The organism is Actinomycetospora sp. C-140 (assembly GCF_054796175.1).
The window spans coordinates 252,797-279,290 of sequence record NZ_JBTWNF010000003.1; the positions used below are offsets into that span (position 1 = coordinate 252,797).

Consider the following 26,494-nt stretch of genomic DNA (forward strand, 5'->3'; position numbering starts at 1 on the left):
TGCCGCGGGTCGTCCGGACGACCCGCGGCACTCACCGCGACCGCGGGTCGCTCAGTGCCCGGCCTTCTCGCCGCGCTTCTTCGAGGCCTCGATCTCGTGCTCGGCGTCGGCGCGCCCGACCCACTGCGCGCCCTCGACGCTCTTGCCGGGCTCGAGGTCCTTGTAGACCTCGAAGAAGTGCTGGATCTCGAGGCGGTCGTACTCCGAGAGGTGGTGGATGTCCCGGAGGTGCTCCTGGCGCGGGTCGCCCGCCGGGACGCACAGCACCTTGTCGTCGCCGCCGGCCTCGTCGGTCATGCGGAACATGCCGATGGCGCGGGCGGACACCACACAGCCCGGGAACGTCGGCTCCTGGATGAGGACCAGCGCGTCGAGCGGGTCGCCGTCCTGACCGAGGGTGTCCTCGATGTAGCCGTAGTCGGCCGGGTACTGCGTGGCCGTGAAGAGGGTCCGGTCCAGGCGCAGCCGGCCGGAGGTGTGGTCCATCTCGTACTTGTTGCGGACCCCCTTGGGGATCTCGATCAGCACGTCGAACTCCACGGTGCCGTTCACCGCTCCCTGTCTCGCTCGGTCTCGCTGGTCGGGTCCCGCCGGGCCGTGCGACCGTGCACGCCCGCAGCCCCGAGGGTCGGCCGAGAACCCTCGACCGGCCTCTAGTGTGGAGCACCGGCCGGGGTGACCCGGCACACCACGGAGGTGACCTCTCCCTCGTCCGGGTGAGGTGAACGGCAGGTGAGGAGGGGTTCTCGCACCGTGAGCGGCGACGGTCACCGCACGGACACCGGGTCGTCGTCCGCCGTTCGCCGGTGGACGCGGCGGGTGCTCGTGGTCGCCGTGGTCCTCGTCCTGATCGGCGGCCTCGGCGTGGGCCTCTCGCTCACCGCGCCGTCCGCGGCCCGCGCCGTCGGCCTGCCCACCTGGCTCGTCGGTGGTGCCGCCGCGGACCCGCCCGACCCCGCGACGCCCCGGCTGGCGCTGGCGGCCGCGGGTGCCGACGCGCCCGCGCCGACGCGGGACGGGCTCGCCGCCGCGCTCGACGCGCGCGCCGCCGCGTTGGGCGACCTCACCGGCGCCGTCGTCGACCCGGCCACGAACACCACCCTCTGGCAGCGCAAGCCCGACGAAGGGCAGGTCCCCGCGTCGGTCACCAAGGTGCTCACCACCTCCGCCGCGCTGCTGCGGCTCGACCCGACGATGCGGTGGACGACGAGCGTGGTCGCCGGGCCGACGCCGGACTCGGTCGTGCTGGTCGGCGGGGGCGACCCGACGCTCTCGTCGCTGCCCGCGCCCCAGCAGTCGGTCTACCCCGACGCCGCACGCCTCGACGACCTCGTGGCCGCCGTGACCGCGGCCCGTGCCGGGCAGCCGCCCGTGCGGCAGGTCTACGTCGACGTCTCGCGCTACGAGAACGGTGGCGGCAACGGGCAGGCAGCCGGCTGGGATCCGGTCGACATCGCCGGCGGCAACTTCGCGCCGATCGTCCCGGTGATGCTCGACGGCGGCCGGGTCGACCCGACCGCCGTGGACGGCTCCCGCGTCGCCACCCCCGCGTCCGTCGCCGCCCGCGAGCTCGGCGTCCGCCTCACCCGCGGCGGGGCGGCGCCGACCGTGACGATCGGGAACGCCCCGCCCGGGGCGCCGGTGCTCGCGCAGGTCCAGTCGCCGCCGGTCACCGAGCTCGTGCGCACCGCCCTGCAGAACTCGGACAACGTGCTCGCCGAGGCGCTCGGTCGCGAGGTGGCGCGCACGGTCGGGGAGCCGACGACGTTCGAGGGCGCCGCCCGGGCCGTGACGCGGGTGCTGAACGACGCGCGGATCCCCACCACCGGCGTGGCGCTCTCCGACACCAGCGGGCTCTCGGTGAACGACCGCATCCCGGCCGGCGTCCTGGCGAGCGTCCTGGCACCGGCCGCGGCGCCGACCGGCCCCGACCCGCGGACCGCCACCCTGCGGCCCCTGCTCGACGGGCTGCCCGTGGCCGGGGGCGGCGGCACGCTCGCCGAGCGCTACCTCCCGGGCACCGCGGCCGCCGACGGCCGGGGCTGGGTCCGGGCCAAGACCGGGACGCTCACCGCGGCGAACGCGCTGGCCGGCATCGTGAGCACCGAGGACGGGCGCACGCTCGTGTTCGCCTTCATGAGCAACGGCGCCGCCCCGGGCACCGCCCCGCCGGGGCTGGACGCGCTGGCCACGACGCTGCACGAGTGCGGGTGCCGCTGAGCGCCCGCTCACCACACGTACGGTGGAGCGGTGGCCGTCGAAGTGACTTCCGCCGCCCCTCGTGGCACGGGCATGCCCGTCGACTGGGACCTCGCCGCCGGCACCGGGGCCCGCCTGGTGCCCGCCGGGCCCGCGGTCACCCCCGCGCAGGCCGCCGCCGAGGTGGCGCGCCTGCGCGACGGCGCCCGGGTCTCCGAGCAGCACGTCCGCGCGCTCACCGGGCTGGGCGCCGGGCTGCCGGTGCCGGAGGCGGACGTCGTCGACCGGCCCGACTGGATCCGCTCCGCGGTCGACGGGATCGCCGCGCTGCTCGACGACGCGCCCGTGCCCCGCCCGCCGGACGGCCTCGTCGGCGACGCCCTCGGCCGCGTCACGCGCTCGGCCGCCGGCATCCAGATGGGCACGCTGCTGGCGTTCCTCGGCAGCCGGGTGCTCGGCCAGTACGACCCGTTCGGCGGCCCCGAACGCGCGGGCCGGCTGCTGCTCGTCGCGCCGAACGTCGTCGCCGCGCGGCAGGCGCTGGACGTCGACCCCGACGACTTCGCGCTGTGGGTCTGCCTGCACGAGGCCACCCACCGGCTCCAGTTCACCGCCGTGCCCTGGCTGCGCGACCACTTCCGCACCGAGGTCGCCGCCTTCGCCGGCGGGTTCGACCGCTCGGCCTCCGGCGCGGTCGACCGCCTGCCCGAGATCCTCAAGGCCGTGCGCCGCGACCCGCCGCGCGACGGGCTGGCGCTGGTGGAGATGCTCCAGGGCGCGGAGCAGCGGGCCGTGCTCGACCGCCTGCTCGCTCTCACCACGCTGCTCGAGGGCCACGCGGAGCACGTCATGGACGCGGTCGGGCCCGCCGTGGTCCCGACGGTGGCCACCATCCGCGCGCGCTTCACCACCCGGCGCCGCGGCGGCAGCGTCCTCGACCGCCTGCTGCGCACGCTGCTCGGGGTCGACGCGAAGATCCGGCAGTACGAGCAGGGGCGCGTCTTCGTCGACCACGTCGTCGACCGCGTCGGCCTGTCCGGACTCAACGCGGTCTGGACCTCGCCGGGGACGCTGCCCCTGCGTACCGAGATCACCGACCCGGACGCCTGGCTGCGCCGCGTCCACGCCTGACCCGAGCCGGCCCGTGCGCGCGCCCGACCCCGTCGCCGAGGTCCGCCGGGCGGTGCGCGAGGCCCTGGGTGATGCAGCGAACGGGTATCTCGCTGCTTCTAGGCGCGCGAAGTCCCCGTTGATCATCGCCTGTTCCGGCGGCGCGGACTCCCTCGCGCTGGCCGCGGCCGCGGTGCACGTCGCGGACGGGCCGGTGCACGGGGTCGTCGTCGACCACGGGCTGCAGGACGGCTCGGGGGAGCGGGCGGAACGGGCGGCGGGTCAGCTGCGGAGTCTCGGCGCGGTGTCCGCGGAGGTCGTCGCCGTCGCCGTGGGGACCGGCGGCGGGCCGGAGGCCGCGGCCAGGTCGGCGCGGTACGACGCCCTGCGCGCGGCGTCGCGGGCGCGCGCCGGCGCCCCGGTGCTGCTCGGGCACACGCTCGACGACCAGGCCGAGACCGTGCTCCTCGGGCTGGGCCGCGGGTCGGGCGCGCGCTCGCTGGCCGGGATGGCCGCCTGGGATCCGCCGTGGTGCCGCCCGCTGCTCGGCGTCCGTCGCGCGACGACGCGGGCCGCGTGCGCCGCCGCGGGCCTCACCCCGTGGGACGACCCCCACAACGAGGATCCGCGCTTCACACGCGTGCGCCTGCGCCGCGAGGTGCTGCCGCTGATGGAGGAGGTCCTCGCCGGCGGCGTCGCCTCCGCGCTGGCCCGCACCGCGGCGCAGCTGGCCGACGACGACGACGCGCTCTCGGCGCTCGCGAGCGTGCGCCTGGACACACTGGTCGACGCCGAGGGCGCGCTCGACGCCGTCGCGCTCGTCACGGATCCGCCCGCGATCCGGCGTCGCGTGCTGCGGGCGTGGCTGGTGGGACGTGGCGTGTCGGAATTGTCCGATGCGCACCTCCGTGCCGTGGACGGGCTCGTCGCCGCCTGGCGGGGGCAGGGCGCTCCGCCACTTCCCGGCGGGTTGGAGGTCGTCCGGGCGCATGGGAAGCTGCACACGCTCCGGGCCCGCGGCCCGGCGCGATCCCAGCCACCCCACCGGTGAGGAGCACCGCAACGGTGTACGACGGCGACATCGCGTCCGTACTGATCACCGAGGAGCAGCTCCAGGGCAAGATCGCCGAGCTCGCCGCGCAGATCGCCGGCGACTACGGCGAGAGCGACCAGGACCTCGTCCTCGTCGGCGTCCTCAAGGGCGCGGTGATGTTCATGACGGACCTCGCCCGCCGGCTCCCGATGCCCACGCAGCTCGAGTTCATGGCGGTGAGCTCCTACGGGTCGTCGACGTCGTCCTCGGGGGTCGTGCGCATCCTCAAGGACCTCGACCGCGACATCTCCGGACGCCGTGTGCTGATCGTCGAGGACATCATCGACTCCGGGCTCACCCTGTCCTGGCTGCGCAAGAACCTCGAGTCGCGCGGGCCGGCCTCCCTCGAGGTCGTCACGCTGCTGCGCAAGCCGGAGGCGGCCAAGCTCGACGTGGACGTGGCATACGTCGGCTTCGACATCCCGAACGAGTTCGTCGTCGGCTTCGGCCTCGACTACGCCGAGCGCTACCGCGACCTGCCCTACATCGGGACGCTCGACCCGCGCGTCTACGCGTGATCACTGAACGATCACTCATCTGACACGGCCCCGGGTGCGGAGGCCGGGTGAGGTGGGGATAACGTCCGCCACATGGCGGGTGCGCGTCGCTCTCTGTGGCTCGTCAACGGGCTGATCGTGCTGGTCGTGCTGCTCGCGGCCGGCGGCACGGTGTACGCGCTGACGAGCAGCGGCGGTACCGACGACCAAGGGCTGCGCACCACCCCGGTGGGACGCGGCACGGTCACGCAGACCGTCACCGCCTCCGGCGCGGTCACCAGCGCGCGCGGCTCCACGCTGAACTTCGCGTCGAGCGGCCGCGTCGAGGACGTCCGGGTCAAGCTCGGCGACACCGTCACGGCGGGCGAGATCGTGGCCACCCTCGATCCCGAGTACGCCGACGCCAACCTCGACGCCGCCCGGGCGCAGCGCGACTCCGCGCGCCAGCAGCTGGCTGATGCGCGTGAGGCGCGGGACAACCCGACGACGACCGCCGCGACCCAGGCGCCGGCGGCCGGGACGGCAGCCCAGCCGGGAGCGACTGCAGCGCAACCCGGGGCGACAACGGGCACCGGGACGGGAGCTGCCGGAACGGGCACCGCGACCGGCGAAGCGGCCGGCGCCGCCCAACCGCAGCCTGGAGCGCAGCCCGGAACCCAACCCGCTCCGCGGCAGGCGCCCGCTCAGCAGCCCCAGCAACAGGGCGCGCCGCTCGTCGAGATCAACCGGTTCTCGTCCGGCGCGGCCGCCCAACCCAAGGCCGCCGATCCCACGCCGACACCTACCCCGGGCGCCGGTTCCGGGTCGGGTGCGTCCGGTGGTGGCGGAGCCGCCACGACCCCCGAAGCCCAGGTCGCGGCCGCCGAGGCGTCGCTCGCGCAGGCGGAGGCGTCGGTCATCCAGGCCGAGCAGTCGGCGGAGAACCTCGAGCTCTCCTCGCCGCAGGACGGCACGGTGGTCAGTCTCGACATCGGTCCGGGGCAGCTGGTGCCCGCCGGCGGTACGACCAGCAGTTCGACGACGTCGGGCAACCCGACCGGCGGCACGCTCCCCGACGGCACCGCCGCGGGCGGGGGCGCGGCGGCGTCGTCTGGGTCGAGCGGTGGCGCGGCGTCGTCCGGGGCGGCTGCCGGCGGCGGATCGGGCGCGGCGGCGTCGGGAGGCGGGACGACCGTCACCGGCACGCCGACCACTCCCGCCGCGATGACCGTCCTCGACCTCTCGTCGCTGCAGATCCGCGCCGACGTCCCCGAGCTCGACGTCGGGCGACTCGCGGCGGGCCAGCAGGTGGCCGTGTCGGTCAACGCGCTGCCGGGACAGTCGCTCCCGGGCGTCGTGAGCAGCGTCGACCTGCTGCCCGGGACGGGCACCTCGGTGCAGTACGGCACGAACGTCGCGCTCACGGGGCTGCCGCCGAACCTGCGCCCCGGGATGTCGGCGAGCGTGGCGGTCGACGTGGCCCAGGCCCCCAACGTGCTGTTCCTGCCGTCGGCGGCCATCACGCCGACCGGTGGCGCGGGCGCGACGTCGGGCACCGTGCAGGTCCTCGGCCCCGACGGCGTCCCCCAGGCCCGGACGGTCGGGCTGGGCCTCAGCTCGGACACCACCACGGAGATCCGCTCCGGGCTCGCGCCCGGCGAGCTCGTCGTGCTGCCCGGCGCGACCGCCGAGATCGTCCCGGGGCAGGGCCCGCCGGGCCAGCAGCGCAACGGCGGCAACGGCGGCAACGGCGGCGGGAACCGCTCCGGGGGCGGCGGCGGATGACGTCGCCGGACGAGGCCGTCCCCGGGGGCCGGCCCCTCCCGGTGGAGCACGTCCTCGACGTCCGTGGTCTCTCCAAGGTCTACGGCGCGGGCGACACCGCGGTCCACGCGCTGCGGGACGTCGACCTCACCGTGCGGCGCGGCGAGTACGTCGCCGTGATCGGCCAGTCCGGGTCGGGGAAGTCGACGCTGCTCAACATGCTCGGCTGCCTCGACGCGCCGACCTCGGGGCGCTACCTGCTCGAGGGCCTCGACGTCGCATACCTCGACGAGCGCCAGCAGGCCGTGCTCCGGAACCGCCAGATCGGCTTCATCTTCCAGGCGTTCAACCTCATCCCGCGCACGAACGCGCTGGCCCAGGTCGAGCTGCCCCTGGTCTACGCGGGTGTCGGGCGACGGGTGCGGCGCGAGCGGGCCGAGGCGGCGCTCGCGCTCGTCGGGCTCTCCGAGCGCGCCGACCACCGCCCCAACCAGCTCTCCGGCGGCCAGCAGCAGCGGGTGGCGGTGGCACGCGCCCTCGTCACCGGCCCGGCGCTGCTGCTCGCCGACGAGCCGACCGGCAACCTCGACTCGACGAGCACCGCCGACGTCCTGACGCTCTTCGACCGCCTGCACGCCACCGGGCGCACGATCGTGCTGATCACCCACGACGACGAGGTCGCCGCGCGGGCCGAGCGCGTCGTGGTCGTCACCGACGGGCGGCTCCACGAGGTCGGGGTCCCCGGATGAGCGCGGTGGAGATCGTCCGCTTCGCGCTGCGCGGGCTCTGGGCCAACCGCCTGCGCTCGCTGCTGACCATGCTCGGGATCATCATCGGGATCGCGGCCGTGATCCTGCTGACCGCCCTGGGCAACGGGGCCTCGCAGTACATCCAGAGCCAGATCGCGGGCCTCGGCGCCAACAGCATCACCGTGCTGCCGCGCCAACCCCCGCAGAGCGCCGGCACCGACGGGCGGCCGCTCACGACCGCCGACGTGGACGCGCTGTCCGACCCCCAGGGCGCGCCGGACATCGCGTCGGTGTCCGGCGTCGTCACCTCGTCGGTGACGGTGGACGCGGGCCGGGCGAGCAGCGGCGCGACGATCGTCGGCAGCACCCCGTCGTACTTCCCGGGCGCCAACGTCCAGATCGCCACCGGCCGCGCCTACACCGAGGCCGACGTCGCGGCCGGGCGCAAGGTCGCGCTGCTGGGCGCCACCGTCGTCGAGGACCTCTTCGGTGTGGGTGCCGACCCCGTCGGCCGCACGGTGCTCGTGAACGGCGTGCCGTTCGACGTCGTCGGGACGCTGGTCCCGTCCGGCAACGGGGGCGGGCTCTCGAACCCGGACGAGAACGTGCTCACGCCCCTGACCGCGGTCCAGGGATCGCTCACGGGGTTCGGCGACCTCAGCCAGATCGTGGTGCAGGCCCGCTCGACGGAGGGGCAGGCGGCCGCCGAGACCGAGGTCAACTCGATCCTCGACCGCCGGCACGGCATCGACAACGCGGACGACCGGGACTACCAGGTGATCAGCGCCCGGCAGCTCGCCGACGTCCTCGACCAGACCCTCGGGGCCTTCACCCTGCTGCTGGCCGCGATCGCGGCGATCTCGCTGGTGGTCGGGGGCATCGGGATCACGAACATCATGCTCGTGTCGGTGACCGAGCGGACCCGCGAGATCGGCATCCGGAAGGCCCTCGGGGCCCCGCCGTCGGCGATCCTCGGCCAGTTCCTCGTCGAGTCGATCATCCTCAGCCTCGTCGGCGGCGCGATCGGCGTCGCGGTCGGCTACGCCGGGACGCTGGTGCCGCTCGGCGACTTCCGCCCCGTCGTGCTGCCCTCCGCCGTCGTCGCCGCGGTCGCCGTGTCGGCGGCCATCGGCATCTTCTTCGGCGCCTACCCCGCCCGCCGGGCCGCACGCCTGCGGCCCATCGACGCCCTGCGTCGCGAGTGAGTCCCGCGACCTCGGGAGGACCCGTGAACCAGCCCAGCGACGCCGACGGCAGCGACGCGACCTCCGCCGCGACCGACGCTCCGGACGCCCAGCCGACCCGCGAGCAGCCCACGACGGCGTCCTCGAACGCGTCGTCGGACGCCTCGTCGAACGCGCCGTCGACCCCGTCGACCCCGTCGTCGAACCCGTCGGCCTCGTCGCGGGACTCCGACGGGGCCGTGACCGACCGGTTCCCGGTGCCGCCGCCCCCGGCCCGTCGCTCGGCGCCCGCGCCGCGGCAGGGTCCGCCCGACCCCGACGACACCCGCACCCGTCAGGACCACGCCGCCGAGGTGCTGGACCGGCCCGTCGACGACATGGACCTCGCGACGCGCCTGCGCCGCCCGGGCATCGCGCGCTCGACCCGGATCCTGTTGCTCGTGCTCGGGGCCGTGGCGTGCCTCGCGATCGGGACGTTCATCGGCCGGGCCACGGCCCCGGACACCGGCCCGGGCTCCGTGCCCGACATCCTCGGCGTCGTCGAGTCCGTCCAGCCCACGGGCGGCGGCTACCCGATCGTCACGGTGCGCGCCGGCGACGGCACCCAGTCGGTGCTGCGGACGACGGCGGGCACCAGCGTCGCCGTGCCCCGCCCCGACGGGCCCGCGGGCCTGCGTGCGGGTCAGCAGGTCACCGTGCACGCCGAGCGCGGCGCCGACGGGGCGGTCACCGCCGTGCGCGTCGACGTCCCGGCGGGCTCCTGACGCCTCGCCGTCGGGGGAGCGAGGGACGCCCTGGCTGCGTGGGACGCAGCGAAGGCGCCCCTCGCCCCGAACGACCCACGGGGGAGCGAGGGACGCCCTGGCTGCGTGGGACGCAGCGAAGGCGCCCCTCGCCCCGAACGACCCACGGGGGAGCGAGGGACGCCCTGGCTGCGTGCGACGCAGTGAAGGCGCCCCTCGCTCCGAACGACCCACGGTGCCGGCGCCACGCTGATCCACCCCGGTGCGCCCCGTCCCCGCTAACCTGCCCCCGTGGCCGACCAGGGTGCTGCTGCAGAGATAGCCGCCGGGTACGCGACCGAGGCGGGTGCGCTCGAGCTGGGGACCGTCGTGATCGACGGCGCCGTCGATCCGACCGCCAGGGTGCGCATCCCGTTCGCGACGCTGAACCGCCACGGGTTGGTGGCCGGCGCGACGGGGACCGGCAAGACCAAGACGCTGCAGAACCTCGCCGAGCAGTGCTCGGCGCACGGCGTCCCGGTGCTGCTCGCCGACATCAAGGGCGACCTCTCGGGGCTCGCGCGCGAGGGTGAGAAGAACGACCGCGTCACCCAGCGCGCCACCGACACCGGCGACGACTGGGCGCCGACCGCGTACCCCGTGCAGTTCCTCTCGCTCGGCGCGGGGATCGGCATCCCCGTGCGGGCGACGATCACCGGGTTCGGGCCGATCCTGCTGTCGAAGGTGCTGGGGCTCAACGAGACCCAGGAGTCGACGCTCGGCCTGATCTTCCACTGGGCCGACCAGCAGGGGCTGGCGCTGCTCGACACCAAGGACCTCCGCTCGGTGATCCAGCACCTGCTCTCCGACGAGGGCAAGGAGGCGCTCAAGGGCATCGGCGGGGTCTCGACGTCGACGGCGGGCGTCATCCTGCGGGCGCTGGTCAACCTCGAGGCGCGCGGCGGCGACGAGTTCTTCGGCGAGCCCGAGTTCGACCCGGCCGACCTGCTCACCGTCGAGCCCGACGGCAAGGGCCGGGTGACGCTGCTCGAGCTCGCCGACCAGCAGGCCGACCCGATGCTCTACTCGACGTTCCTCATGTGGCTGCTCGCCGAGCTCTTCGAGGACCTCCCCGAGGCCGGCGACATCGAGAAGCCGAAGCTCGTCTTCTTCTTCGACGAGGCGCACCTGCTCTTCAGCGACGCCTCGAAGGCGTTCCTCGACCGCATCGAGCAGACGGTCAAGCTCATCCGGTCCAAGGGCGTCGGCGTCTTCTTCTGCACCCAGCAGCCCACCGACGTCCCCAATGACGTGCTCTCGCAGCTCGGCGCGCGGGTGCAGCACGCCCTGCGGGCGTTCACCCCGGACGACCAGAAGGCGCTGACGCGCACCGCGCGCACCTACCCCAAGAGCGCCGTCTACGACATCGAGACCTCGCTGACGTCGCTCGGCACCGGCGAGGCGATCGTCACCGTGCTGTCCGAGCGCGGCGCCCCGACGCCGGTGGCCTGGACCCGGGTGCGCGCGCCCCGCTCGCTGATGGCCGCGATCGGCGAGCCGGCGGTCACCGAGGCCGCGAAGGCGTCGCCGCTGTGGCCGAAGTACGGCGAGGCCGTCGACCGCGAGTCGGCCTACGAGAAGCTGTCGGCGTCGACGGGCGCGTCGAGCGCCCCGGCGCCTGCCGAGCCCCTGCCCCCGGGGCAGCCCCCGCAGGAGGCGCCCCCGCAGGCCCCGCCGCCCGCCGAGGACGAGGAACCGGGGTTCGTCGAGAAGACGATGAAGAGCTCGTGGTTCCAGTCGGTCGTGCGGACGGTCGCCCGCGAGGCGGCCCAGGAGATCACCCGGGGCATGTTCGGGACGGCCCGCCGCCGGCGCTGAACGGCCACCCGGGCCGGCGGGTTCCGTGGCGGCCCGTGGCGGGAACCGCTGTCGCGGCACCGGGGTACATTGAGCAGATCAGGGCCCCACGGACGTCCGTGCGTGCGCGGACCCCGAGCCGAGACGACTGACACCGACCGCAGGGTCCACCCGGGGAGGGTCGAGGGCCGCCTGGAGGCCGCAACCGCATGGACCGCAAGCGCCTTCTCCGCAATCCACTCATCTGGATCGTGGTGTTCTTCCTGGTCTACCTCGGCATCTCGTCGCTGCTCAGCGACACCCGCGGGTACACCGAGGCCCCGACGTCGCTCGCCCTGCAGCAGGTCGAGGCCCACAACGCGTCCGAGATCACGATCGAGGACAAGGAGCAGCGCCTCCGCCTGACGCTGACCAACCCCGTGCAGGTCCCCGGGGTCGAGGGCTCCCAGCCGACGACGACCAACCAGATCTACGCGCAGTACCCCGCGGCGGCGACCGACCAGGTGTTCACGCTGGTCCGGGAGAACCCGGCCACGTCCGGCTTCGACACCCGCGTCACGCAGGACTCGATCCTCACCCAGATGTTGATCTACCTGATCCCGCTGGGTCTGGTGCTCCTGCTGCTGTTCTGGATGATGAACTCCCAGGGCGGGGGCAACCGCGTCCTGTCCTTCGGCAAGTCCAAGGCCAAGCAGCTCAACAAGGACATGCCGAAGACGACCTTCGCCGACGTCGCGGGTGCGAACGAAGCGGTGGAGGAGCTCTACGAGATCAAGGACTTCCTCCAGAACCCGACGCGCTACCAGCAGCTCGGTGCGAAGATCCCCAAGGGCGTACTGCTCTACGGCCCGCCCGGCACCGGCAAGACGCTGCTGGCCCGCGCGGTCGCCGGCGAGGCGGGCGTGCCGTTCTACACGATCTCCGGGTCGGACTTCGTCGAGATGTTCGTCGGCGTCGGTGCCTCCCGTGTGCGCGACCTGTTCGAGCAGGCGAAGCAGAACTCCCCGTGCATCGTGTTCGTCGACGAGATCGACGCCGTCGGCCGCCACCGCGGCGCCGGCATGGGCGGCGGCCACGACGAGCGCGAGCAGACGCTCAACCAGCTGCTCGTCGAGATGGACGGCTTCGACTCCCGCGGCGGGATCATCCTCATCGCGGCCACCAACCGGCCGGACATCCTCGATCCCGCGCTGCTGCGCCCCGGTCGGTTCGACCGCCAGATCCCGGTCGCGGCGCCCGATCTGGCCGGCCGGCGCGCGATCCTCGCGGTGCACTCGGCGGGCAAGCCCCTGGCCCCGGACGCCGACCTCGACGGCCTGGCCAAGCGCACCGTCGGGTTCTCCGGCGCCGACCTCGCGAACGTCATCAACGAGGCCGCGCTGCTGACCGCGCGGCTGGGCCAGCAGCAGATCACCGGGTCGTCGCTCGAGGAGTCGGTCGACCGCGTGATCGGCGGCCCGGCCCGCAAGAGCCGGATCATCTCCGAGCAGGAGAAGAAGGTCGCGGCCTACCACGAGGCGGGCCACGCGCTGGCCGCGTGGGCGATGCCCGACATCGAGCCCGTCTACAAGGTCACGATCCTGCCGCGCGGGCGCACCGGCGGGCACGCCCTCGTCGTCCCCGAGGACGACAAGGAGCTCATGACGCGCTCCGAGATGATCGCCCGCCTGGTGTTCGCGATGGGCGGACGGTCGGCCGAGGAGCTCGTGTTCCACGAGCCCACCACCGGCGCGTCCTCGGACATCGAGCAGGCGACCAAGATCGCCCGCGCGATGGTCACCGAGTACGGCATGAGCGCGAAGCTCGGCGCCGTGAAGTACGGCCAGGAGCAGGGCGAGCCCTTCCTCGGCCGCACCGCGGGACGTCAGGCGGACTACTCGCTCGAGGTGGCCCACGAGATCGACGAGGAGGTGCGCAAGCTCATCGAGGCGGCGCACACCGAGGCGTGGGACATCCTCAACACCCACCGCGACGCGCTCGACGCACTGACCGGCGAGCTGATCGAGCACGAGACGCTGCAGCGCCGCGACCTCGAGCGCGTCTTCGCGTCGGTCACCAAGCGGCCGCGGATCACGGCGTTCAACGACTTCGGCGAGCGCCTGCCCTCCGACCGTCCGCCGATCAAGACGCGGCGCGAGCTGGCCACCGAGCGCGGCGAGCCCTGGCCGCCGCCCGGCGAGCAGGACGACCGCGCCCCCGCCGGGTCGGTCACGGGCAACGGGCACGCCAGCAACGGCGCCCACGCCTCCCACGGGGCGCACTCGGCGAGCAACGGGCACGGCGCCGAGGCGGGCTCCGGCTACGGCGGCGGTCCGGGCGCCCCGGGGCACGACGTCGGGGCGCCGACGCCGCCGCAGGGCACGCCGACCACCGGCATCCCCGACGTGTACCGCACGGGCGCCAACGGACGCCGCGGCGGCTCGGGCGCCGCGGGCGGCGTCCCCGACGGCGGCGACAAGCCCTCGTCGGTGGCGCCGAACTACGGCGCCCCGCCCGGGTGGACCCCGGCCACGGTGCCGCACGGGACGACCTGGAACCCGGGCGGCGCGGGCCGCTCCGGCGGGCCGTCCCCGTACGGCTCGGGGTCGGAGGCGTCCGGCTGGTCGTCCGGCTCGTCACGCTCGCCTGGCGAGAGCGGCGCCAACCCGTACGGTGACCCGGATGGCCGAACCCGGGAGGGCCGGTCGGACGGTTGGCCCGCCCCGAGCTGGGGTCACGACGGTTCCGACGGCACGTCCGGCTCCTCGGGCTCCGAGGGGCGCGACACCTCGCGCGGTCAGGGCTGAGGGAGCCGGCGCGCGCGTCGGCCGGGTCGAGGAAGACCGCGAGGGAGACGTGACGACCAGTCAGGACCAGGACACGCCGCACGGAGGGGGACCGTCGCGGCGCAACGGCGACGCGGACGGCCGCCGGGTGCGCCCGAACGACGACGGCGGTGACGGGCCGGTCGGGACCGCGCTCGCCCCGGGGTGGCAGGGCTTCGACGCGCCGCGCGCCGAGGCTGCGGTGCGCGAGCTGCTGCTCGCGATCGGGGAGGACCCGGACCGCGAGGGCCTGCGCGACACGCCGGCCCGGGTGGCGCGCTCGTACCAGGAGCTGTTCGCGGGGCTGGGGACCGACCCGGCCGAGGTGCTGGAGCGCACGTTCGACGAGGGCCACGAGGAGCTCGTGCTCGTCCGCGACATCCCGATGTTCTCGATGTGCGAGCACCACCTGCTCCCCTTCCACGGCGTCGCGCACGTCGCCTACATCCCGGGGTCGAAGGGCTTCGTCACGGGGCTGAGCAAGCTCGCCCGGCTCGTCGACCTCTACGCCCGCCGGCCCCAGGTCCAGGAGCGGCTGACGAGCCAGATCGCGGACGCCCTCGACGAGCGCCTCGACACCCGCGGCGCGCTCGTCGTGATCGACGCCGAGCACCAGTGCATGTCCGCGCGCGGGGTGCGCAAGCCCGGCGCGCGCACCACGACGTCCGCGGTCCGGGGCATCCTCAAGTCGTCGGCCAGCACGCGGGCGGAGGCCCTCAACCTCATCCGGAGCGGCTGACGTGGGTGCCCCCACCGGGCCCGACCAGCCGCGGGCCCACGGTCTGCCCGACCCCGGGCGCTGCGTCGTCATGGGCGTGCTCAACGTGACCCCGGACTCGTTCTCCGACGGCGGCCGCTGGCTCGACCGCGACCACGCGGTGGCGCACGGCATCGGCCTCGCCCGGCGCGGCGCGGACCTGGTCGACGTCGGCGGGGAGTCCACCCGCCCGGGCGCGCAGCGCGTCGACGCCGACACCGAGATCGCGCGTGTGGTCCCGGTGATCCGCGACCTCGCGCGGGACGGGGTGCGGGTCAGCGTCGACACCACGCGCGCGGCGGTCGCCGCCGCGGCGGTCGAGGCCGGCGCAACCATGATCAACGACGTCTCCGGGGGGCTCGCCGACCCGCACATGGCGCGCACGGTCGCCGAGGCCGGCGTGCCGTGGGTGATCATGCACTGGCGCGGCCCCAGCGACCGGATGACCGAGCTCGCGTCCTACGAGGACGTCGTCGGCGAGGTCCGCGCCGAGATGGTCGAGCAGGTCGACCGCGCGGTGCTCGCGGGCGTCGACCCGTCCCTGCTCGTCCTCGACCCGGGCCTCGGGTTCGCCAAGACCGCGGCGCACAACTGGCAGCTGCTGCGCAAGCTGTCGGTGTTCACGGGGCTGGGCTTCCCGGTGCTGGTCGGGGCGTCCCGCAAGCGCTTCCTGGGCGCCCTGCTCGCGGACGACGACGGCACGCCGCGCCCGCCCGACGGGCGCGAGGTCGCGACCGCCGCGGTCTCCGCGCTCGCCGCGGCGGCCGGCGCGTGGGGCGTGCGGGTGCACGAGGTCGGTCCGTCGCTCGACGCGGTCGCGGTCGCCACCGCGTGGTCGTGGGGGACGTCCAAGGCGGAGATCGAGCCGTGACGGCCACGCGCGACCGCATCGCCCTGCGCGGCCTGCGCGTGCGCGGGCACCACGGCGTGTTCGACCACGAACGGCGCGACGGCCAGGACTTCGTGCTCGACCTGGTGCTGGAGCTGGACCTCGCCCCGGCCGGCGCGTCCGACGACCTCGCCGACACCGTCGACTACGGCGCCCTCGCCGACACCGCCGCCGCCGTGGTCGCCGGCCCGCCGCGCCGGCTCATCGAGGCCGTCGCCGCCGAGGTCGCGGTGCGGGTGCTCGCCGACGCGCGGGTGGCCGCGGTCGAGGTGACGCTCCACAAGCCCCAGGCCCCCATCGCCGTGCCGTTCGACGACGTGGCGGTGGTGGTGCGCCGGGAGCGATCGTGAGCCGGGCCGTCCTCTCGCTGGGCTCCAACGTCGGCGACCGGGCCGCCAACCTGCGCGGTGCGCTGGCGACGTTGCGGGCGGCCGGGGCGCGGGTCGTCGCCGTCTCGCCGGTCTACGCCACCGCGCCGTGGGGCGGCGTCGAGCAGGACGACTTCCTCAACGCGGTCGTCGTCGTGGAGGACCCGGCGTCGCGGCCGCGCGACTGGCTCACCCGCGCCCGCGCCGCCGAGAGCCGGGCGGGCCGCACCCGTGACGTCCGCTGGGGTCCGCGCACCCTCGACGTCGACGTGCTCGACGTCGACGGCACCACCAGCGACGACCCCGAGCTCACCCTGCCCCACCCGCGGGCCCACGAGCGGGCGTTCGTGCTCGTGCCCTGGCTCGACGTCGAGCCCGACGCGGCCGTCGCCGGGCGCGGCCGCGTCCGTGACCTGCTCGAGGCCCTCTCCGCCGCCGAGCGCGACGGCGTCCGGCGCGACACGACGGAGCTGGCGGGATGAGGACGCACACCAGCCCCTCGCTCCTGGTCGTGGCCGCGGTCGCCGCCGGGCTGGCCGTGAACATCCTGCTCCAGGCCGCGTACGGCGACCTGCCGCCGCTGCCCCTGCTCGCCGGGCTCACGCCGCTCGTCCTCGGGATCGCCGAGCTGGTGCTGGCGGTCGTGCTGCGCGCCCGGATCCGGCGCCGGCCCGGGTCGCGGCCGGTCGACGCGCTCGCGACGGCCCGGGCGGTGGCGCTCGCGAAGGCGTCGTCGCTGGCCGGGTCGCTGGTCGGTGGCGCGTGGCTGGGCGTCCTGGCCTACGTGTTCCCGCTGCGCGACAGCGTGGACGCCGCGGCGGCGGACACCGGGAGCGCGATCGTCGGCGTCGTCGGGTCGGCGGTGCTCGTCGGTGCCGGGCTCTGGCTCGAGCACTGCCTGCGCACCCCGGACGAGCCCGGCGACGACCCCGACCGCCCGCCGCCGCGACGGTCGTGACCGGGGCACCGGCCGGGGCGGACCCGGCCGCTATCCTGCACCGATGAGCACCCCGGACGGGGGACGCGCGGACGCCGGCCCCGACCGCCGCCGCGTCGTGCTGCTGGGCACCGCGGTGGTGCTCGCGCTCCTCGCCGGGGTCGCCGTGGTGCTCGCCGACGACGCCCGCTGGCTGCGCCTGGGCATCGTCGCCGCGCTCTGGACGGTCGTGCTCGTGGTGGTCGCCCTCGCCCGGCGTGTCCGCTCCGAGGCCGCCGTCGCCGCCGAGGCGGAGGACGTGGCGGCGGAGCTGGCGGCGGCCGAGGAGGACGCCGAGGAGCGGGTCGAGACCCTGCGCCGCGAGCACGACGAGCGCCTCGCCCGCGAGGTCGCGGCGCGCGAGGAGGCCGAGCACATCGCGGCGAGGGCCCGCGAGGACGTCGCCGGCCTGCGCGAGGAGCTCGACCGGGTGCGCGTCCACGCCGACGCGGTGACGCTGCAGGCCGGCATGCCCGTCGTCGCGCCGCAGCCACGGGGTGCGCGCCTGCGGGTCGTGGGCGACTCCGGCCCGCAGCCCCGGGTCCCGGGCGTCCCGCCCGCTCCCGCCGCGCCTGCCGCACCTGCCGTGCCCGCGGCACCGGCCGCTGCTGCCGTGCCGCCGCCGGCCCCGGTCCGCCCCGTCGCCCCGCTGGCGGCATCGTTCCCCGCGCCTCGTTCCGGCGGCCCCGACTCGGGCCCCGCCGGCCGTCCGCTGCGCCCCGCCGGTCCGCCCCCGGAGGCGCCGCCCACCGCGGACCCGTCGGTGCTCGCCGCGGGGTCGTTCCTCGACCAGTACGTCCGCTCGGCCGGGTACGAGCCCGTCGCCGAGCCCCGCGCGCGGCGCGATGTCCCGCCCGAGCTGCCCGCCGAGCGTTCCGACGAGCGCCGGGCCCGCCGCGCCGCCCCGCTGCCCGGCGAGGCCGCCACCTCCGGCGGCCGCACCGTCGCCGAGCTCCTCGCGGCGCACGCCGCCGCGGGCGGCACCGGTGGGCGCCGCCGCCGCGAGCCCTGAGCCCGTCCCGCGGGACATCACGGGCGACGCCACGGACCTCGCGAGCCGTCCGACGGGGGTGACGACGCCCCGGATCCCGGGGTGCGGGCACGGTGGGCGGGCCGCGCCCCGGGAGGGCCGTTACCCTCCCGCAGGGTGATCGCCCCTCCCGTCCGCCTGGCGCCCCAGCAGCGCCGGACGCTCGTGTGGCCGGTCGTCGGCCTGATCGTGCTCGGCATCTGCGGCCTCGTGACCGTCGGCCTGGCGAGCTCGGAGATCGGCGTCGTCGGGGTCGTCATCGGCGTCGTCCTGGCCCTGCTGCCGGTCGCCCCGGTGGTCGCGGCCTTCCTGTGGATCGACCGCTTCGAGCCCGAGCCGCCCCGCCTGCTCCTCGCGGCGTTCCTGTGGGGCGCCGGGTTCTCGGCGCTGGTCGCCGTCGTCATCAACTCGAGCGCGATCATCGCCGCCGAGCTGCTGCTCGGGCGCGGGCAGGGCGACGTGGTCGGCGCGGTGATCTCGGCGCCGCTGGTCGAGGAGTTCGTCAAGGGCGCGTTCGTCGTCGGCCTGCTGCTGGTCCGGCGCCGGGAGTTCGACGGGATCGTCGACGGCGTCGTCTACGCCGGCATCACGGCGGCGGGCTTCGCCTTCACCGAGAACATCATCTACTTCGGGCGCGCCTTCACCGAGGCCGAGGGCGCGGTGGGGCCCGCGGTGCTGGCGACGTTCGTGCTGCGCGGGGTGCTCTCCCCGTTCGCGCACCCGCTCTTCACCGCGATGACCGGCATCGGGGTGGGCATCGCGTCGCAGACCCGCTCGCGGGTGGTCGGCACGGCCGCGGTGCTCGGCGGCTACGTGCTCGCGGTGATCCTGCACGCGCTGTGGAACTCCTCGACGCAGCTCGGCGCCGGGTTCTTCGGCATCTACGTGCTGATCATGCTGCCGCTGTTCGCCGGGATGATCGGGCTCGTCGTGTGGCAGCGACGGCGGGAGGCCGACGTGCTCGCCCGCCAGATGCCCGGCTTCGCCGCCGCCGGCTGGATCGCGCCCAGCGAGGTGCCGCTGCTCTCGAGCCTCGCCGGGCGCCGTCGCTGGCGCTCGGCCGTCAACCGCCGGGCCGGGCCCGTCGCCGCCCGGGCCGTCGAGGACTACCAGCACGCCGTCACCGAGCTCGCGTTCCTGCGCGCCCGCGCCGAACGCGGTGCGCTGCCGCCCCGCGCCGACTGGCACGCCGAGCTGCTCGACAACGTCGTGCGCACCCGCCTGGCCGCGGTCAACGCGCCGGGCGTCCAGGGCCCCACCGGCCCCCCGCCGCCCGGTCACGGCGCCCCGCCGCCGTCCTGGCCCGGCGGCCCGCCCCGCCCGCCGGCGGTCTGAGACGCAGCGGGTGGGAGCGAGGGGCGCCTTCGCTGCGTCCCACGCATCGAGGGACGCCCTCGCTCCGTACGCGGTGGCACTCGGGTGCCCGCGCGGCGTGGGAGCGAGGGGCGCCTTCGCTGCGTCCCACGCATCGAGGGACGCCCTCGCTCCGTACGCGGTGGCACTCGGGTGCCCGCGCGGCGTGGGAGCGAGGGGCGCCTTCGCTGCGTCCCAGGCACCGAGGGACGCCCTCGCCCCGCACGCGGCGCCGGGGTCACACCTGCGCCGCGCGTGAACCCGCTCACCGCGGGCTCCGCGGGACGCGGGGACGGTTACCGTGGGCGGCAGTGATCGTCCGGTACCCGCGGGAGCGGGACGGGAACGAGCCGAACGAGTGAGGTGGCGCGTGGGCACCGACGCCGGCGAGGACGCCGGGCGGTGGGAAGGGGCCGGAGCCGGCCCGTCACCCACCCCTCGGGAAGGCTCACGGCTCGCGGTCGGGGTGGTCTCCGCGGGCCGGGTCGGCGCCGTGCTGGGCGCCGCGCTCGCGAACGCCGGGCACACGGTCGTCGCCGCCTCCGCGGTCTCCCGCGCCTCGCGCGCCCGCGCCGAGGAGCTGCTGCCCGGCGCCGAGATCCTCCCGCCCGACGAGGTGGTGCGCCGCTCCGACCTCGCGCTGCTCGCGGTCCCCGACGACGTCCTGCCGGGCCTGATCCGGGGTCTCGCCGCCTCGGACTGCCTGCGCCCCGGCCAGATCGTGGTGCACACGTGCGGCGCCGAGGGCGTCGGCGTCCTCGCGCCCGCCGCCGAGCACGACGTCCTGCCGATCGCGCTGCACCCGGCGATGACGATCACCGGGCGCGCCGAGGACGTGACCCGCCTCGCCGGCGCCTGCATCGGCATCACCGCCCCGGAGGGCCTCAGCGAGGACGCCGACGCCGCGTGGCTCGTCGGCGAGGCGCTGGTGGTGGAGATGGGCGCCGAGCCCGTCCGCGTCCCCGAGGCCGCGCGCCCGCTGTACCACGCGGCACTCGCCCACGGGGCGAACCACCTGACGACGCTGGTCCGCGAGGCCGCCGACCTGCTGTCCGACGCGGGCATCGAGCCCGCCGAGCGCGTGCTCGCCCCGCTGCTGTCCGCGGCGCTGGACAACGCCCTGCGCCACGGCGACCGCGCGCTCACCGGCCCGGTGGTGCGCGGCGACGCCGGCACGGTGGCGACGCACCTGCGCCACCTCGACGAGCGCGCCCCCGAGGCCGCCCCGCTCTACCGGGCCCTGGCCCGCCGCACCGCCGAGCGCGCCCGCGCCGGCGGGCTGCTCGACCCCGCCGCCGCGCAGGACGTGGTGTCCGCCCTCGCCGAGAGGCCCCGCCCGTGACCCGACCGTCCAGCCTGCGCACGAACCTCGTGAGCCGGCCCCGCCCGCAGTACACCGCCGACAACCTCACCGTGCACCGCGACCCCACCGCCCTCCGGCGCGTCACGAAGGCGCTGCGGGGCGGCGGCCGGCGCGTCACGCTCGTCCCGACCATGGGCGCCCTGCACGAGGGCCACCGCGAGCTCATGCGCCGCGCCCGCACGATCCCGGGCTCGACGACGGTCGTCTCGATCTTCGTGAACCCGCGCCAGTTCGGGCCCGACGAGGACTTCGACCGCTACCCCCGCGCCTTCGAGGGCGACCTCGAGATGTGCCGCGAGGAGGGCGTCGAGCTGGTGTTCGCGCCCGAGGTCGACGCCATGTACCCGGAGGGCTTCAGCACCTCGATCGACCCCGGTCCGCTGGGGGGCGAGCTCGAGGGCGCGATCCGGCCCGGGCACTTCGCGGGCATGCTGACCGTGGTCAACAAGCTCTTCGCCATCGTCGTGCCCGACGTGGCCTTCTTCGGCGAGAAGGACTACCAGCAGCTCACGCTGATCCGCCGCATGGTGCGCGACCTCGACATCGACGTCCACGTCGTGGGCGTGCCGACGGTCCGCGAGGAGGGCGGGCTCGCCCTGTCGAGCCGCAACGCCTACCTCGCCGACGACGACCGCCGCGCGGCGGTCGCGCTCTCGGCGGCGCTCTCGGCCGGCCAGCACGCCGGCGAGCAGGGGCCGGCCGCCGTGCTCGAGGCCGCGCAGGCCGTGCTCGCCACCGAGCCGAGCCTGCAGCTCGACTACCTCGAGCTGCGCGACGTGGACCTCGGTCCGACCCCCGACATCGGCCCCGCGCGCCTGCTCGTCGCGGCCCGGGCCGGCACCACCCGCCTGATCGACAACGCCGCCGTGTCCCTCGTGAGGAGAGTCTGACGTGCAGCGCACGATGCTGAAGTCCAAGATCCACCGTGCGACGGTGACCGACGCGAACCTGCACTACGTCGGCTCGGTGACCGTCGACGAGGACCTCATGCGGGCCGCCGACCTCCTGCCCGGCGAGCAGGTGGCCATCGTCGACGTCACCAACGGCGCCCGCCTCGAGACCTACGTGATCACCGGCGCGGCCGGCTCCGGCGTCATCGGGATCAACGGCGCGGCGGCGCACCTCGTCTCGCCCGGCGACCTCGTCATCCTCATCTCCTACGGGGTCATGGACGACGCCGAGGCCCGCACGTACCAGCCGCGCGTGGTCTTCGTCGACGACCGCAACCGCGTCCTCGACCGCGGCGCCGACCCGACGCACGTCCCCGACGACGCGCCGGCCACGTCGCTGCTGCGCCCGGGCACGGACGCCCAGGGAACGCGTCCGGCCCGCCACCGCGAGCCCGCCGCCGGGCCGGCCATGACGACGGTCGGGGCCGGGCTGGGCAGCTCCGCCGGGAGCCACCGCGAGCCGCCGGCGCGCCGCGCCGCCGAGCCGCGGGCGGGGGAGCGCCGCCGCCGGGACTCCTCGGAGACCACCGACGCCCGCCGCCTCGACGCGTTGCTGTCCACGGACAACTGAGCGCCCGGGCAGAGCGAGACCACCCGTGCTGCTCTGCGTCGACGTCGGCAACACCCAGACCGCGCTCGCGCTCTACCCCGACGACGGCGACGGCCCCGCGGTCTGGGACGCGCGCCTGCGCACCGAGCCGCGGGCCACGGGCGACGAGATGGCGCTGCTCGTCCGCGGGCTGCTGGGGGCGCGCGTCGCCGACGTGACGGCCGTGGCGGCGCTCTCGACGGTGCCGGTGCTGCTGCGCGAGCTGCGCGGCATGGTCACGCGCCACTTCGCGGGCCTCGACCACCTCCTGGTCGAGCCCGGGGTGCGCACCGGCGTCCCGCTGCTGGTGGACAACCCCAAGGAGGTCGGCGCCGACCGTGTCGTGCAGGCCCTCGCCGCCTACGAGCGCGTCGGCGGGCCCTGCGTCGTGGTCACGTTCGGGACGTCGACGACAGTGGACGCGGTCTCGGCGCGCGGGGAGTTCCTCGGCGGCGCGATCGCCGCAGGCGTCGGTGTCTCGGCCGAGGCGCTCGCGGTGCGCGCGGCGGCGCTGCGCCCGGTGGAACTGGTCGTGCCGCGCTCCGTGCTCGGGCGCAACACCGTCGAGAGCATGCAGGCCGGGCTCGTGATCGGCGCGGCGGCCCAGGCCGACGGCCTGGTCACCCGGGTGAGCCGCGAGATCACGGCACGCGACCCGGAGGGCCGCCACCCGGTCGCGGTCGTCGCGTCGGGCGGCTTCGCCCCCGTCGTCGTCGAGGAGTGCACGACGATCACTGACCACGTGCCGGACCTGACGTTGCTCGGCCTGCGCTCGGTGCACCGGCGCCGCACCGAGCGCCGCGACGACCGCGCCGCCAAGCGGGCCGCGCGTCCCTGAGTCCCGCGGATCGCCGGTTACTGGCTGGTATCACTCGCCCAGCGAGCGATACCAGCCAGTAACGACCGGGGCCGACCGGGGCCGACCGGGGCGCCTCAGCGCACCGGCGCGTCGAGCTCGTCGCGGCGCGGGTCGCCGTCGGGCAGCAGCCGGCGCAGGCGCACGACGAGGTCGGGGTCGGACGCGGCGGTCCCGCTCGGGGCGAGGGCCCACAGCGCCTCGGCGTCGCCGCGGCGCAGGACGGCGCCGCGGACGGCGACCTCGAGGTGGTCGCGCTCCTCGCGGACGCCGGGGGCGTCGGAGGCGGGCAGCAGGGCCCCGCGGCGCAGGATGTGCGGCGCCGGGACCTTGCCTCCCCGCAGGGCGGCGCGGACGTCGAGGAAGTCGGCGTCGACGCGGGCGCGCAACCGGTAGGGCTGCGTGCTGATGATCGAGTGGCCGAGGGTGCTGCGCAGCCGGTGCACCTCGGAGCGGACCGTGACGGGGTTGCCGGCGTCGCCGTAGAGCGCGTAGGCGAGACGGTCGGCGGTGAGGCCGTCGGGGTGCAGGGCCAGCAGCGTCAGGATCTCGGCGTGGCGCAGGCTCAGGCGCACCGGCCGGCCGTCGAGCCGCGCCACGGGCCGCTCGGCGCCGAGGAACGGCAGGGCGAGCGTCGGGCGGGACGACGTCCGCGGCGCGAGGCGCAGGAGCCAGCCCTCGGCCAGCGGTTCGAGGACGCCCTCGCCGCGCTCGCCGAGGTCGACGCGGTCGCCGTCCTCGGGGATCGCGACCCGCTCGGGCAGCCAGTCGGCCGGCTCCGCGGTGAGCACCCGCCCGCCCGGGGCGAGGAGCGCGCCGGGCTCGCCGCGCAGGCCGTCGAGGTGGGGCCGGTTGCGGGCCCGCAGCCGCTCGTCGCGCTCGACGACACGGGCGTGCAGGTGGACCTCGGCGAGCTCCGCGGCCGCCTTGACCAGCGCGAGCGTGCTCGGGTGGAACGTCTGCAGCGGGCCGGTGAGGTCGATGGCGGCGACGACCTCGCCGGAGTCCGGGTCGTGGATCGGGGCGGCCGCGCAGGTCCACGAGTGGTACAGCCGCACGAGGTGCTCAGCGGAGTGGATCTGCACCGCCCGCCCCGACGCCAGCGCCGTCCCCATCGCGTTGGTGCCGATCGAGTCCTCGCTCCAGCGCGTGCCCTCCACGAGCTCGCACGCGTCACCGCGGCGCAGGACGTCGGTGTTGCCCTCGCGCCAGAGGATGTGTCCGCGCGCGTCGGTCACGATCATCATGTGCACGGCCTCGTCGGCCACGTCGAGCAGCGTGCGCCGCAGTAGCGGCAGCACCGGCGCCAGCAGGTGCCCGCCGCGCACGTCCGCCAGCTCGTCGCTCTGGAACACGTGGCGCGGACGCCCGTGGTCGGGGTCGACGTGGGCGTCGAGCGAGCGCCGCCACGACGCCGACACGACGTCGCGGGGCGAGGCCGGGCCCGCGGTGCCGGACAGGACCGCGTCACGGATGCGTTCGAGCAGGTGGGCACGCTCGACCGGGTCCGACGGTTCGAGCGGGGCCGACAGCGTCCCGGGAACGGTCAGGCGGGTGGTCCCGCGCGCGCCACGCTGGCTCTCCGGCATCGGCGCCCCCTGCGCTGGACGTGGCGGCCTGCGGGTGCCGTCACGGCACCGATCCTGCCCGCCCGGGGAACCGGGAGGACCCCTCCCGACGAATGGTGCTGCATCCCCTCCGGTTAGGCAACCCTTCATCAAAACCTCGGAAGCGGCTCCCTGGCAAGAGCGACGCCGCAGATGCGTTGCAACGCCGGTGCAACCCTGCCATACCTAGTGTCCGCGGTCACGTGGTCCCACTCACGTAAGCCCACGATGTGGAGGGAAAACACCGATGGCCATCTACGCGGCTCCGGGGTCGGCGGACAGCGTCGTCTCGTTCAAGCCCCGCTACGACCACTACATCGGCGGCGAGTACGTCGCGCCGGTGAAGGGTCAGTACTTCGAGAACCCGACCCCGCAGACGGGTCAGACGTTCACCGAGGTGGCCCGCGGCACGGCCGAGGACGTCGAGAAGGCCCTGGACGCTGCCCACGCGGCCGCGCCGGCCTGGGGCAAGACCGCCGTGACCGAGCGCGCCAACATCCTGAACAAGATGGCGGACCGCATCGAGGCGAACCTCGAGAAGATCGCCGTCGCCGAGAGCTGGGAGAACGGCAAGGCGGTCCGCGAGACCCTCGTCGCCGACATCCCGCTGGCCGTCGACCACCTGCGCTACTTCGCGGGTGCCGTGCGCGGGCAGGAGGGCCACCTCTCGCAGATCGACGAGGACACGGTCGCCTACCACTTCCACGAGCCGCTGGGCGTGGTCGGCCAGATCATCCCGTGGAACTTCCCGATCCTCATGGCGATCTGGAAGCTGGCCCCGGCCCTCGCCGCCGGCAACGCGGTCGTCCTCAAGCCCGCCGAGCAGACCCCCGCCTCCATCCACGTGCTGATGGAGGTCGTCGGCGACCTGCTCCCGCCCGGCGTGCTGAACATCGTCAACGGCTTCGGCGTCGAGGCGGGCAAGCCGCTCGCGTCGTCGCCGCGCATCCGCAAGATCGCTTTCACCGGCGAGACCACGACCGGGCGCCTGATCTCCCAGTACGCCTCGGAGAACCTGATCCCGGTGACGCTCGAGCTCGGCGGCAAGAGCCCGAACATCTTCTTCGACGACGTCGCGGCGCAGCAGGACGCGTTCTACGACAAGGCGCTCGAGGGCTTCGCGATGTTCGCGCTCAACCAGGGCGAGGTCTGCACCTGCCCGTCGCGCGCGCTCATCCAGGGCGGCATCTACCAGGACTTCCTGGAGCAGGCCGTCAAGCGCACCGAGCAGGTCAAGCAGGGCAACCCGCTCGACACCGACACGATGATCGGCGCGCAGGCCTCGAACGACCAGTTCGAGAAGATCCTGTCCTACATCGACATCGGTCGCCAGGAGGGCGCCAAGGTCCTCACCGGTGGCGAGCGCGTCGACCTCGGCGGCGACCTCTCGGGCGGCTACTACATCCAGCCGACCATCTTCGAGGGCAACAACTCGATGCGGATCTTCCAGGAGGAGATCTTCGGCCCGGTGCTGTCGGTGACGCGCTTCGACGACTACGCCGACGCCATGAAGATCGCCAACGACACGCTCTACGGCCTCGGTGCCGGCGTGTGGTCGCGTGACGCCAACACGGCGTACCGCGCGGGCCGCGAGATCCAGGCCGGCCGCGTCTGGGTGAACAACTACCACGCCTACCCGGCCCACGCGGCCTTCGGCGGGTACAAGCAGTCCGGCATCGGCCGCGAGAACCACAAGATGATGCTGGACCACTACCAGCAGACCAAGAACATCCTGCAGAGCTACTCGAACAACGCGCAGGGATTCTTCTGATCGTCCCGCGGGTTCCCCTCAGGAGGA

At 75.3% G+C, this 26,494-nt stretch carries 23 protein-coding genes and 1 pseudogene; 22 read left to right on the plus strand and 2 right to left on the minus strand.

All coding sequences use genetic code 11. The features are described from left to right. Positions 1-51 precede the first annotated feature (51 nt). Positions 52-540: an inorganic diphosphatase gene (locus tag ACR9E3_RS06880; protein ID WP_460379661.1), complete on the minus strand. Its 489-nt coding sequence runs from the start codon at positions 538-540 to the stop codon at positions 52-54. A gap of 213 nt (positions 541-753) precedes the next feature. On the opposite strand from ACR9E3_RS06880, the gene dacB reads away from it, so the two are divergent. From dacB to ACR9E3_RS06985, 21 genes and pseudogenes are all read left to right on the plus strand, one after another. Beyond that, positions 754-2,220, plus strand: a complete 1,467-nt coding sequence (dacB, locus tag ACR9E3_RS06885) for a D-alanyl-D-alanine carboxypeptidase/D-alanyl-D-alanine endopeptidase (protein ID WP_460379388.1) — start codon at positions 754-756, stop codon at positions 2,218-2,220. A 72-nt stretch (positions 2,221-2,292) separates the two neighbouring features. Next, positions 2,293-3,330 (plus strand): zinc-dependent metalloprotease, encoded by a 1,038-nt coding sequence (locus ACR9E3_RS06890; protein ID WP_460379662.1) that lies wholly within the window; start codon positions 2,293-2,295, stop codon positions 3,328-3,330. A 13-nt stretch (positions 3,331-3,343) separates the two neighbouring features. After that, positions 3,344-4,360 (plus strand): tRNA lysidine(34) synthetase TilS, encoded by a 1,017-nt coding sequence (gene tilS / locus ACR9E3_RS06895; protein WP_460379390.1) that lies wholly within the window; start codon positions 3,344-3,346, stop codon positions 4,358-4,360. Between the two features lie 14 nt (positions 4,361-4,374). Beyond that, positions 4,375-4,920 (plus strand): hypoxanthine phosphoribosyltransferase, encoded by a 546-nt coding sequence (hpt, locus tag ACR9E3_RS06900; RefSeq protein ID WP_460379663.1) that lies wholly within the window; start codon positions 4,375-4,377, stop codon positions 4,918-4,920. A gap of 72 nt (positions 4,921-4,992) precedes the next feature. Then, positions 4,993-6,663: an efflux RND transporter periplasmic adaptor subunit gene (locus ACR9E3_RS06905; RefSeq protein ID WP_460379392.1), complete on the plus strand. Its 1,671-nt coding sequence runs from the start codon at positions 4,993-4,995 to the stop codon at positions 6,661-6,663. After that, positions 6,660-7,391, plus strand: coding sequence for an ABC transporter ATP-binding protein (locus ACR9E3_RS06910; protein ID WP_460379394.1), 732 nt, complete (start codon positions 6,660-6,662; stop codon positions 7,389-7,391). The genes ACR9E3_RS06905 and ACR9E3_RS06910 overlap by 4 nt, the downstream gene beginning before the upstream one ends. Continuing rightward, on the plus strand, positions 7,388-8,596 hold the full coding sequence (locus ACR9E3_RS06915) for an ABC transporter permease (RefSeq protein ID WP_460379396.1): 1,209 nt from the start codon (positions 7,388-7,390) through the stop codon (positions 8,594-8,596). Before ACR9E3_RS06910 ends, ACR9E3_RS06915 begins: the two co-directional genes overlap by 4 nt. A gap of 23 nt (positions 8,597-8,619) precedes the next feature. Then, a complete protein-coding gene (locus ACR9E3_RS06920; protein ID WP_460379398.1) occupies positions 8,620-9,339 on the plus strand; it encodes a hypothetical protein in 720 nt (239 codons plus the stop codon). Between the two features lie 270 nt (positions 9,340-9,609). Continuing rightward, positions 9,610-11,175, plus strand: a complete 1,566-nt coding sequence (locus ACR9E3_RS06925; RefSeq protein ID WP_460379400.1) for a helicase HerA-like domain-containing protein — start codon at positions 9,610-9,612, stop codon at positions 11,173-11,175. A gap of 188 nt (positions 11,176-11,363) precedes the next feature. Beyond that, positions 11,364-13,940: an ATP-dependent zinc metalloprotease FtsH gene (gene ftsH / locus ACR9E3_RS06930; protein WP_460379402.1), complete on the plus strand. Its 2,577-nt coding sequence runs from the start codon at positions 11,364-11,366 to the stop codon at positions 13,938-13,940. A 49-nt stretch (positions 13,941-13,989) separates the two neighbouring features. Continuing rightward, complete coding sequence (gene folE, locus ACR9E3_RS06935) at positions 13,990-14,697, plus strand: GTP cyclohydrolase I FolE (protein WP_460379404.1); 708 nt, start codon at positions 13,990-13,992, stop codon at positions 14,695-14,697. A 70-nt stretch (positions 14,698-14,767) separates the two neighbouring features. Beyond that, positions 14,768-15,586 carry a dihydropteroate synthase gene (gene folP / locus ACR9E3_RS06940; RefSeq protein WP_460379664.1) on the plus strand — a complete coding sequence of 273 codons (819 nt, stop codon included), beginning with the start codon at positions 14,768-14,770 and terminating at the stop codon, positions 15,584-15,586. Next, a complete protein-coding gene (folB, locus tag ACR9E3_RS06945; RefSeq protein ID WP_460379406.1) occupies positions 15,583-15,954 on the plus strand; it encodes a dihydroneopterin aldolase in 372 nt (123 codons plus the stop codon). Before folP ends, folB begins: the two co-directional genes overlap by 4 nt. Then, positions 15,951-16,454 (plus strand): 2-amino-4-hydroxy-6-hydroxymethyldihydropteridine diphosphokinase, encoded by a 504-nt coding sequence (gene folK / locus ACR9E3_RS06950; protein ID WP_460379408.1) that lies wholly within the window; start codon positions 15,951-15,953, stop codon positions 16,452-16,454. The genes folB and folK overlap by 4 nt, the downstream gene beginning before the upstream one ends. Beyond that, a complete protein-coding gene (locus tag ACR9E3_RS06955; RefSeq protein ID WP_460379410.1) occupies positions 16,451-16,930 on the plus strand; it encodes a DUF3180 domain-containing protein in 480 nt (159 codons plus the stop codon). Before folK ends, ACR9E3_RS06955 begins: the two co-directional genes overlap by 4 nt. A gap of 43 nt (positions 16,931-16,973) precedes the next feature. Then, on the plus strand, positions 16,974-17,960 hold the full coding sequence (locus ACR9E3_RS06960; protein ID WP_460379412.1) for a hypothetical protein: 987 nt from the start codon (positions 16,974-16,976) through the stop codon (positions 17,958-17,960). 135 nt (positions 17,961-18,095) lie between these two features. After that, the gene (locus ACR9E3_RS06965) at positions 18,096-19,313 is read left to right on the plus strand and encodes a PrsW family intramembrane metalloprotease (RefSeq protein WP_460379414.1); all 1,218 of its coding nucleotides are present in this window, start codon (positions 18,096-18,098) and stop codon (positions 19,311-19,313) included. A 388-nt stretch (positions 19,314-19,701) separates the two neighbouring features. Continuing rightward, complete coding sequence (locus ACR9E3_RS06970; RefSeq protein WP_460379416.1) at positions 19,702-20,673, plus strand: Rossmann-like and DUF2520 domain-containing protein; 972 nt, start codon at positions 19,702-19,704, stop codon at positions 20,671-20,673. Then, the gene (panC, locus tag ACR9E3_RS06975; RefSeq protein ID WP_460379418.1) at positions 20,670-21,584 is read left to right on the plus strand and encodes a pantoate--beta-alanine ligase; all 915 of its coding nucleotides are present in this window, start codon (positions 20,670-20,672) and stop codon (positions 21,582-21,584) included. The genes ACR9E3_RS06970 and panC overlap by 4 nt, the downstream gene beginning before the upstream one ends. 1 nt (position 21,585) lies before the next feature. Beyond that, positions 21,586-21,960: pseudogene (gene panD / locus ACR9E3_RS06980) on the plus strand (aspartate 1-decarboxylase); the annotation flags it as partial. A gap of 280 nt (positions 21,961-22,240) precedes the next feature. Further along, positions 22,241-23,071 (plus strand): type III pantothenate kinase, encoded by an 831-nt coding sequence (locus ACR9E3_RS06985; RefSeq protein ID WP_460379420.1) that lies wholly within the window; start codon positions 22,241-22,243, stop codon positions 23,069-23,071. Between the two features lie 95 nt (positions 23,072-23,166). On the opposite strand, the gene ACR9E3_RS06990 is transcribed toward ACR9E3_RS06985, so the two are convergent. Then, entirely contained in the window at positions 23,167-24,678 is a 1,512-nt protein-coding gene (locus ACR9E3_RS06990; RefSeq protein WP_460379422.1) for a GAF domain-containing protein, read from the minus strand. 265 nt (positions 24,679-24,943) lie between these two features. Here ACR9E3_RS06990 and exaC point away from each other — a divergent pair, with 265 nt between their 5' ends. Then, on the plus strand, positions 24,944-26,467 hold the full coding sequence (exaC, locus tag ACR9E3_RS06995) for an acetaldehyde dehydrogenase ExaC (protein WP_460379424.1): 1,524 nt from the start codon (positions 24,944-24,946) through the stop codon (positions 26,465-26,467). Positions 26,468-26,494 lie beyond the last annotated feature (27 nt).

Bases quoted from the DNA above. Each gene is read 5' to 3' on its own strand.
- ACR9E3_RS06890 (WP_460379662.1), top strand. From the start codon at position 2,293: ATGCCCGTCGACTGGGACCTCGCCGCCGGCACCGGGGCCCGCCTGGTG.
- ACR9E3_RS06905 (WP_460379392.1), top strand. From the start codon at position 4,993: ATGGCGGGTGCGCGTCGCTCTCTGTGGCTCGTCAACGGGCTGATCGTG.
- ACR9E3_RS06910 (WP_460379394.1), top strand. From the start codon at position 6,660: ATGACGTCGCCGGACGAGGCCGTCCCCGGGGGCCGGCCCCTCCCGGTG.
- ACR9E3_RS06915 (WP_460379396.1), top strand. From the start codon at position 7,388: ATGAGCGCGGTGGAGATCGTCCGCTTCGCGCTGCGCGGGCTCTGGGCC.
- ftsH (WP_460379402.1), top strand. From the start codon at position 11,364: ATGGACCGCAAGCGCCTTCTCCGCAATCCACTCATCTGGATCGTGGTG.
- folP (WP_460379664.1), top strand. From the start codon at position 14,768: ATGGGCGTGCTCAACGTGACCCCGGACTCGTTCTCCGACGGCGGCCGC.
- ACR9E3_RS06955 (WP_460379410.1), top strand. From the start codon at position 16,451: ATGAGGACGCACACCAGCCCCTCGCTCCTGGTCGTGGCCGCGGTCGCC.
- ACR9E3_RS06960 (WP_460379412.1), top strand. From the start codon at position 16,974: ATGAGCACCCCGGACGGGGGACGCGCGGACGCCGGCCCCGACCGCCGC.
- ACR9E3_RS06990 (WP_460379422.1), bottom strand. From the start codon at position 24,678: ATGCCGGAGAGCCAGCGTGGCGCGCGCGGGACCACCCGCCTGACCGTT.
- exaC (WP_460379424.1), top strand. From the start codon at position 24,944: ATGGCCATCTACGCGGCTCCGGGGTCGGCGGACAGCGTCGTCTCGTTC.